This window comes from Hominimerdicola alba (genome assembly GCF_900112155.1).
Classification (GTDB): domain Bacteria; phylum Bacillota; class Clostridia; order Oscillospirales; family Ruminococcaceae; genus Hominimerdicola; species Hominimerdicola alba_D.
On the sequence record NZ_FOKQ01000038.1, the window covers coordinates 20,195 to 29,483 of the forward strand.

Genomic DNA, 9,289 nt, shown 5'->3' on the forward strand with positions numbered 1-9,289 from the left:
TGCCGTTTGCGGTCATATATTGGTAGTATGAATCTATATGCCAATAACAACTCCTGCATGACCGGATCAAACGCGATCAACACGCTTTTATCGTTCCATAATGAAGTGTTACTGGGAGGGGAATTTTTGATCCAGTAAACCGATCACTTTACAGTTACTCTTACATAGTTCTTGATTGCGCCGGCAGTATCCCATTTACCTCCGACCTTAGCTGCTATAGCGACCCTGTATGTCATGCCGGGTGTCAGGTTCTTGGGAGTTGTATATGACAGAGTGGAAGACGGTATGGACTGAGTCTGGATCCTCCACTTTCCTGCCAGATAAACTGCGATACCGTAGTTCTGAGCATTCTTCACTGCATTCCATGTAAATCTGATCTGATGATACTGAGAGCTGTAGCTTACACGGATATTATCGGGATAAGTCTTTTCGCTATTCTGATTGCCCGAGTGGACATTTGCGTACATAGTTTCCGCCCAGAGCTTTCGCATAGCTTCGTATCCGTCTGAACTGGGGTGTACCCCATCGCTGCTGAGATATTCCGTGTGTTCTCTGAAGAATTGATCAAAGTCGGGTCCGTGAACGATCTTAGAGCCGTATTCCTGATAGAGTTTATCTATCATAGCATTATAATAGCCTGTATTAGAGCCAACATCCTTATTGGTAGCATACGGTATCTTAGGCAGAACAGGAGTTTTACCTGCTGCGATAACGGCATCTACCATGTACTTTACATTCTCATAATACCGCTGTGTATTGTTCGGATTGCCCCACGCATCATTAGTGCCATAAGCGATGCTGACATATTTTGCGGAGTTGTCGCGAAGCCAGCTATCTATAGCATTTTTGCCGTCAGAGCTTAATGTACCGCCTATACCGCCATTCTGCTGAACGGGATAATATTTAGGATCAATACGGTTCATAAACTCTGCAAAGCTTGTACCATAACAGTTGACCATACTTCCCGCAGTTATGGAATCACCCAAGAACAGCCAGCTGTCAGCTACTCCTTCAGAAGCGTTATGCACATCAAAATTCAGCTTAACAAGTCCGTTATCTGATTTTTTTACATTAAGTCTTATCCAGTTGTAGCCCTGCATATCAATGTAATGCTGGCGAGAGCTGTAGTGGTTATCATTAACTGTTGCGGCAGTTACCCAACCGTCAGCAGGATAGGACCCCCCCGGTGCGGAATTGAGTTCAATTGTGTAATTTACAGGCTCATTACTTTTATTGACGTAATATCCGATGTTATCAAAGGTACCTGTATTGTACCATGCCGCAAGTACCTGCTTCCTGTCTGAACTTGGAACAGAAGAAAGATCATAAGCTAGGTATGCAGGTGCATTTGCAGACCATTCCGTATAATAATAGTTGTCATTTCCGTCAGAGGCTCTTCCTGCACTAGCGTATGCAGGAACATTACGGCTGATGATATTATTGGGATGACCGGAAGAATATTCAACGGACACCGCAGGAAGTTCCTGAGGTGTATCATTGTTGCCTACCGAAGTATAGTGATATACATCAGGCAGTTCATCAAGTGTCAGCACATAGTCGCTGGTATATACGTGCTTCACATACGAAGCTGTATTTATCGCATGACTATCAATGAACGAAGTGTGCCATGTCATAAACCACAGCCATTTTGCACCTTCCGCTGTCAGCTTATCGGGATCGGGTATAGGACCGTTCTCGTGCAGGCAAACGGCTTTATTGGTGACCTGTGCTGCTTTCTGATATATACCGACGAGTGAATTGGTATTGTCTACGTAAGTATCAGCTCCGACAATATCTACATATTCATCACCCGGATACCAGCCGCTGTTGACGTCTCCGCAATAACCAAGATTCCAGATAAGATTGTCAAGTCCCCATACATTGGTATAGCGGTCGTACATTATCCTCCAGAGCTTTTTGAAATTATCAGCTCCGCCTTTGCCCCACCAGAACCACTTACCGTCAAATTCGTGGAAGGGACGCCATATAACAGGTATGCCTGCCTGCTTCAGTTCCAGCAGTGCCTTTGCACCCTTGTCCATACCCGCTATGAGTTTATTGTACTCATTTGTTCCGGGAGTCAGCGCCTTGTTCCAGTCAAGATCAGTTGCAAGTGACTCCGAGTGGCTTCCGCTGAAATCACTTCCACAATGCCAGCATATCGTAACAATGCCGCCTTTTGCATACCATGCTTTTGCACGACGGTTGCAGCCTGAAAAATCATCGCCCATATAATCAAGTCCGCGAAGAGCAGGATATTTTCCGCTGGCGTTCTTGATGATATTCATTTCATAATCTTCACTGCCCATCCAAGTGGACTCCTGCTGACCAGAAATAATATGATCCCCGTAAGTATCACACAAGAAACTGTATAGGGACTTCGCCTGTGAAGAAGCATTCGGATTGGATAGGGATGTATTTATGTTTCCTACAGATACCTCGCTTTTATCTATCGTCAGTTTATCAAGGTATGTCCAGCCCCAGGATCCCTGAATGGTGATCTTGTTTGCTCCCTTATCAAGATATGCCAAGGTGCTGACTTCCGCAAATTTATTCTGACCTGTGTAAGCACACTGTATCTGTCCGATATTCGCACCGTTGATAAGTATGTTCTGGTATTTTCCGCCTTCATCAAAGGGCTGACTGTAACGCAGTGTCAGCTTGTACATACCTGCACTTGCCATATTGGCTGATATGGTAACAGAATCGCCTGCGTCTTTCAGGTCGATGACTTTACCGCCGCTTGCACCTGTCAAAGACAGTACTTTGGTAGTGTTCTCTCCTGCATCATAAATAGTTCCGTTTTCCAGCTCATAGCTGTTTCCTGCCGCTGTTGCCTGAAGCGGGAACTGCGAGACCGTTCCTGCCGCCATTGCAGCGATCAGTGCTGCTGAAATAAATCGTTTCATGAATATAACCTCCTTAAGTATACATTCCGGACCTTATACTGAACATTATAAATCATCATCTCCAAAAATGAAATGATTTTTCGCACCAAAAAATATGCGTTTTGCCCCAAACATAATAAATAATCTATTGACGGCAGGAAATCGTATGTGTATAATAGGTATATGAAGGAGGTGGTCACTGTGAATAGCAGAGGACGTATCGGTGTTATCGTTCCGCAACTGATCAACAATCTTGATGTCAAATTTGTAGAAGTCATACATAAAACATTTATCCATTATGGATATGATACCATTCTGCTCTCAGGCATTATAAACTTCATGAACGAAATGATAGACGAGGATTACAATAAGGGATTGATCAACATTTATGATCTGATCATTTCATCCGACTTTGACGGCTTTATCTTTCTGGCAGAACTGTTTTGCAGTGACCGACTGCGGAGCCGTATTTTTGATATGATCCGCAAAACCGAAAAGCCCTGTGTTGTGATCGGTTATCAGCAGGATGAGTTTCCGGTGATAACTATGCCCGAAAGTGAGCTTCTGTACTTGGCAGCCGAACATCTTATACGCAAACATAATTGCCGCAGGTTATATTGTATCGGCGGTCATAAGGGAGATGAAAAATCAGAGCTCCGTATCTCAGGCTTTCGCAAAGCAATGGATAAGGCAGGTCTGCCGTATGATGAAAGCTGTATCTTCTACGGAAAATACTGGAGTACAATACCTCATGAAATCGGTATACAGCTTGCCGAAGGAAAGATACCCTTACCGGATGGGATCGTTTGTGCAAGTGATATCATGGCAGTTGAGCTTTGCCGCACACTAAGATCACATGGCATCTGTGTACCGGATGATATAAAGATCACAGGCTTTGACGGCGATCTGATATCATTGACCGAGTATGTTTCCATAACTACTGTTGCAGGGCAGGCGAGATATTGCGGCAGACGTTCTGCCGAACAGCTGCTCAGGCTCATGGGGTATGAGGTAACTGAATCAGATGAACACGATTTCTCACTTGTGATTGGTGAAAGCTGCGGCTGTACAGATATCAGAAATATCGAACAAAACAATGCGCTTTCAGAGATCCGTGATTATGCAGGCTCATTTTATCGGCTAAAGCAAAGCTATCGTTTAGGAAGCTGCGCTAACATCCTGAGCAAGATGTCAGAATGCAGCACCCCCGAAGATGTAATGCGCACAACAGGCGAATGTATTTTTATGATACCCGGCATCACAAGGGCAGAAATATGCTTGTGTGAAGACTGGAAAAGAAATTTTCAAAATCCTGCTCTTTACAGACGCGGCGGATTATCATCAAATATGCTGCTCGGTTTTGAATCAGCCGATAACTGTATCAATACTTCTTTTTCCAAATTTCCTTCTTCTGAACTGCTTCCTTTTTTTACACAGCCTCATAGTCCTCAGCTAACAGTTGCAACTTCGCTTCACTACAAAGGGCAGATATTTGGATATATATGTTTCAGTTATAAAAATGCTGCTGATATCATTCTTGATGATTATCTGATGAATTGGTGCGATTCAGTCAGCGTCGGGTTGAACATCGTACAGAATATAATGTATAAAACTTTTGTCAATAAGCGGATCGAGGCTATATCGGAATACGCACCGATACTCGGAATATACAACAAACGCGGGCTGATCGGACGACTGACGCAGATAATAATGAATGACAGTGAAACATCCATGACGCTTACGATCATTTCGTACTTACAAAATGATAAGAAAAAATATCCTGTTCCGCCGATCCACGCGATCGTCAATGCCCTCAGGATCTCATCTCCCGAAGAAATGCTGCTTGCAAGTATCGAAGATGATCTGATCGTTATCGTCAGCAGCAAAAGCGATCAAAACGGGCTGCATCGGGATTGGGCAAGAGAAATCGCTGACAAAATGGATACAATCTATAAAGGTACGGTAGTGATCGAACCCGAAAACATTGTCTTTCTTTCTGAAAAGATATCGTCGGCAGACATATTCAGTTTCTCAGAAATACTGGATACTGCCGTTCAGAACATCAAAGGCAAAATACTTTCCATGCAGGCAGGCATTTTCAGTTATAGGGATACATTCACATCGCTGCGTGAAAGTATATTCAGTTCTCCGCATAATCCATGGAACGTAAAATCTATCACAAGAAGTCTCGGGATAAGCAAAAGCCATTTTCAGAGAATATACAAGGAATTATTCGGCACAAGCTGTAAGGAGGACATCATATCAGCAAGAATGGACAGTGCTGAATACCACCTGATACATACGAAACTATCTGTTACGGAGATCGCTGAACGATGTGGATATCATAACACCAGTCACTTTATCCGACAGTTCAAAAAGAAAAACGGAGTATCGCCAAACGAATATCGAAAAACAAAGGGAGAGAAATAACAAAAAGCCCCGTACCAACGGTGTATAAACACCGTCGATACGAGGCTTTGATTTTTTATCGTATGTTCAGCCTGCTTAAAGACAGAACACAATATATCGCTACTGATCTTACATTAATAGCTTCCACAATTTCAAAGGGTGTATAAAACTCCCCTGAAAACGCGGCTTTAAAACTATTACTTAGAAGCGATTGCAGCCTGAGCAGCCCTCCACCAACGCAGGCGCATAAGACGCCCCGAAAAGCTCGATTTTATGGGCTATTTTGTCACCCTCCACATTGCACGTCTTCGGAGTTTTGTCATCGCCCGTGAAGTGCAGATACCAATCGAAGGAGTTCTCATTCACCACAATTTTTTCGTTACTGTAAAGTAATGTGACACCGATATCATGCCCTGACAATAGGGCAAAATGAACTGAAAATAACGACAGCAGGGCTTCGGCTCTGCTGTTTTTTGTACCAATCTTTCAATTACTATTGTTGAAACGCGCAAGAAAAATTAAGAACAACAACGAAGTTAATAATAATGATGCAATTAGTGATTGCGAAGAAACTTTTGTAAATATATTGACATACTTTGCACATTGTGTTAAACTGTTAACATAATCGTTTTTTATAGGAGGAACAAAACATGAAAAGTAAAAAGATCATTTCTGGTCTGCTGGCGCTGACATTCGTAATCGGCGGTGCAGTTATTCCCGGTGCAGTAATAAACAACAGTGTGGTAGCTTCGGCTTCTACCTTTGATAGAAGAGAAGTACTTATATATGGCGACTATGAGTATGCTTTACTAAATGATGGTACTGTTGAGATAGCAAGGTACATGGGTCTTGATGCAAAAGAGGTTGAGATACCGGCTGAGATAAATGGTGCGGTTGTAACAAGCATTGGCTCGAGTGCATTTAGTGCTAAAAGTAGCATTGTAAGTATCAAAATGCCGGATAGTATAACTGCGATTTGTAGTGATGCATTCGCGTATTGTACTCATCTTTCTGATATTAAATTATCTGTAAATCTGACAACTATAGGTAGCTATGCTTTTTGTTCGTGTACGAGTCTTAAAAGTATTGAAATTCCAAAAAGTGTAACATACTTAGGATGGTTTCCTTTTTCAGAAACAAGATCATCTCTTGTATTCAATTGCTATAAAGGATCGATAATTGAAAACTATGCTCTTAATAATCATAGACATTTCAAGATCCTTGATGCTGAAGACAAGACCGAATTCCCTGTGCTGAATGAGGTACAGTTCAATACAAAGTATCACCAGTTTCGTATGAAATGGACAGAAGTTGAAGGAGCTGAGGAGTATGCCATTGCCGTTTATCTTGCTGGCAAATGGAGAGTGCAGAAACAGGGTATCCCTGCTGACACTACTACCTACACTTCCCCAAAGAAGACTGATCAGTTGCAGCCTAAGGCATACAAGGTTGCTATTGGAGCTAAGATCAATGGCAAGTGGGATAAAGTCAATGCTATCAATAATGCTTTTGAAATTCTTGTATAGTAACATACAAAGCAAACTCTGAAATATAAAAAAATCACGGCGCTCCTGCTATTTGAAATGCTCCCATTTTGTTAGACAATGTGGTATAATAGAGATATACCAATTTGAAATCTAACGAAAGGGGGCATTTTTATGCCTAAAGGAAAGCCAAACAAAAGATACACTCCTGAATTCAAAATCATGGTAGTCGAAACAATGCATAAGGAAGGTATGAGCCACAGAGAAGCAGAGAAACAGTTTGAATTACCTCATAGACGTGCTGCCGAATGGGAACGAATATACCTAGAGGAAGGCAAAGAGGGCTTCTATGTTGAGCGACGAGGTCGCAAATCAACAGGTCGTCCACCGAAGCTTAAGAAAGAAGTTGAAGAAGACCTGATCGCAGAAGTACAGCGTCTTCGTGCAGAGAACGCATACTTAAAAAAATTGAATGCCTTGGTAGCCGAGAGGGTACGGCAAGAGAAAAAGCACAAGTGATATGGGAGCTAAGGCATGAACACAGGGTGGGTCTGCTCATTGACATTGCCGGTATCCCTCGCAGCACCTATTACTATTACAGCAAACAGTTTGATTCTCCGAAACCGGATAAGTATGCTGATATAAAAGCGCTTATCCGCAAGATCTATGATGAAAGCAAAGGTCGCTATGGCTATCGAAGAATAACAAAAGAACTGAGAAAAACACATAAGATAAATCATAAGACTGTTCAGCGATTAATGCGTAAAATGGGCATATTCTGTCGTGTTCGTATGAAAAAGTACAATTCGTTCAGAGGAGAAGTCGGCAGGATAGCACCGAATCTTCTGGAACGTGATTTCAAAGCAGATAAGCCTAATCAGAAGTGGGTCACTGATGTGACGGAGTTTGCTTTGTTTGGTATCAAACTCTATCTGTCGCCGATCATCGATCTTTTCAATGGCGAAGTTGTGTCTTACAATCTAAGCCGCCACCCTAATTTGATTCAAGTGACAGATATGCTTGAAAAGGCTTTTGCTAAAATTCCTGACAACACACAGTTAATACTGCATTCAGATCAGGGCTGGCAGTATCAGCACAAACATTATCAGAAAATGCTTAAAGACAAAGGCGTTAGGCAAAGTATGTCACGAAAGGGAAATTGCCTTGATAATGCTTGTGCAGAAAACTTCTTTGGATTGCTGAAAACAGAGCTTCTCTATTTACAGAAGTTTGACTCTGTCGAACATTTCATATCCGAGCTGCACGCTTACATCGATTGGTATAACACAAAGCGCATCAAGCTTAAGCTCGATGGTATGTCTCCTGTTGAATATAGGCTCAATGCTGCATAACAAAAGCGACCAAGATTTCTCTTAGTCGCTTTGCATAAGTTTTCTCTTGAAAGTTTGTCTAACTTTTTGGGGTCAGTTCAATTGACGGCAGGGGTGCCTTTTTGTTGGTTTGGTGAATATTGGCGGGAAGTTTGGGTTATCTGTAAGCGTAAACCGCCGATACATAGTATCAAAGAAACAGGCTCACCTCGGTGAGCCTGTCTGAATATCATATAGTGAATGGAAGGAGAATTGTTCCTGCCGGATGTGAGAACAGCTCTGTCAGATACTTCTCTGTGTTCAGCCCGTTAGCCTGAGCCGTTGCAACGATTGAATACAGTGCTGCGCTTGCTTTAGCACCGTTCGCCGTATTGCTGTGCATCCAGTTCTTTCTGCCAACAGCAAAGGGCCTTATGGCATTTTCGGCACGGTTATTGTCTATCGGAACGTTCCCGTTCTCCAGAAAAGTGTATAGATACGGCTTTTCATTCAGCGCATAGGCTACTGCCTTGGCGAGAGCACTCTTTCCGCTGACATGAAGCGTTTCAAGCCACGCAAAGAAAGCATCGAGCAAAGGCTTGACCTTCGCCAGACGCTGCTCATATCTTTCCTCAGCTGTCATGCCTGACAGCTGGTTTTCTTCATGGTATATCCGCTCAAAATACCTGACCGCCTCTGCTGCGACCGATGTTTCCTGTGCAGACTTATCCTTAGGCAGCGCATTGACGAAATACCTTCGGACATGAGTCATGCAGCCGCAGTGCTTTACACCGGTAACCACATGATATCCGCTGTATCCGTCACGCACCAGATAGCCATCAAAGCCCTTCAGAAATGATATAATCCCCTGTTACAATATAATTGACGGGTAAAACCTTGCACACCGGTAAGGATTTACACGTACTTGTTACTTAAGCTATAATGAAAGCAGTAATTGGAATGACGATAATCCCCTTGGGACAGAGTGCCCGCATCTAAGACTGTCATCCATGCTTTCATTATAGCGTTCGTTTTATGCAGGTTGAGCCACAGTATGTGCGTTCGTGTCACCAAACAGATTGAATAGGTAATGAGTAAAGTGTGGTTTGCCCGATTACAATTTCAATTCAGGAGATGTATTTATTATGAACGCAGTAGGTATTGATGTTTCCAAAGGTAAGATTACCGTTGCTGTACT

At 42.7% G+C, this 9,289-nt stretch carries 7 protein-coding genes; 4 read left to right on the top strand and 3 right to left on the bottom strand.

Annotated elements, in window-relative coordinates; all coding sequences use genetic code 11:
• Positions 1-143: 143 nt before the first annotated feature.
• Positions 144-2,909, bottom strand: a complete 2,766-nt coding sequence (locus BM265_RS15970) for a glycosyl hydrolase (RefSeq protein ID WP_074962993.1) — start codon at positions 2,907-2,909, stop codon at positions 144-146.
• 180 nt (positions 2,910-3,089) lie between these two features.
• Here BM265_RS15970 and BM265_RS15975 point away from each other — a divergent pair, with 180 nt between their 5' ends.
• Complete coding sequence (locus tag BM265_RS15975) at positions 3,090-5,318, top strand: substrate-binding domain-containing protein (RefSeq protein WP_074962994.1); 2,229 nt, start codon at positions 3,090-3,092, stop codon at positions 5,316-5,318.
• A gap of 180 nt (positions 5,319-5,498) precedes the next feature.
• Here BM265_RS15975 and BM265_RS20430 read toward each other — a convergent pair whose 3' ends face one another.
• Positions 5,499-5,663 (bottom strand): hypothetical protein, encoded by a 165-nt coding sequence (locus tag BM265_RS20430; RefSeq protein WP_207646996.1) that lies wholly within the window; start codon positions 5,661-5,663, stop codon positions 5,499-5,501.
• A 284-nt stretch (positions 5,664-5,947) separates the two neighbouring features.
• Between BM265_RS20430 and BM265_RS15985 the strand changes: the two genes are divergently transcribed.
• The 3 genes from BM265_RS15985 to BM265_RS15995 all read left to right on the top strand — a co-directional run bounded on the left by BM265_RS15985 (position 5,948) and on the right by BM265_RS15995 (position 8,133).
• Complete coding sequence (locus BM265_RS15985; protein WP_074962995.1) at positions 5,948-6,823, top strand: leucine-rich repeat domain-containing protein; 876 nt, start codon at positions 5,948-5,950, stop codon at positions 6,821-6,823.
• 132 nt (positions 6,824-6,955) lie between these two features.
• A complete protein-coding gene (locus BM265_RS15990) occupies positions 6,956-7,300 on the top strand; it encodes a transposase (protein WP_074962996.1) in 345 nt (114 codons plus the stop codon).
• Entirely contained in the window at positions 7,249-8,133 is an 885-nt protein-coding gene (locus tag BM265_RS15995) for an IS3 family transposase (protein ID WP_242940874.1), read from the top strand. Before BM265_RS15990 ends, BM265_RS15995 begins: the two co-directional genes overlap by 52 nt.
• A gap of 208 nt (positions 8,134-8,341) precedes the next feature.
• Here BM265_RS15995 and tnpC read toward each other — a convergent pair whose 3' ends face one another.
• Positions 8,342-8,956, bottom strand: coding sequence for an IS66 family transposase (tnpC, locus tag BM265_RS16000; RefSeq protein ID WP_431767995.1), 615 nt, complete (start codon positions 8,954-8,956; stop codon positions 8,342-8,344).
• Positions 8,957-9,289 lie beyond the last annotated feature (333 nt).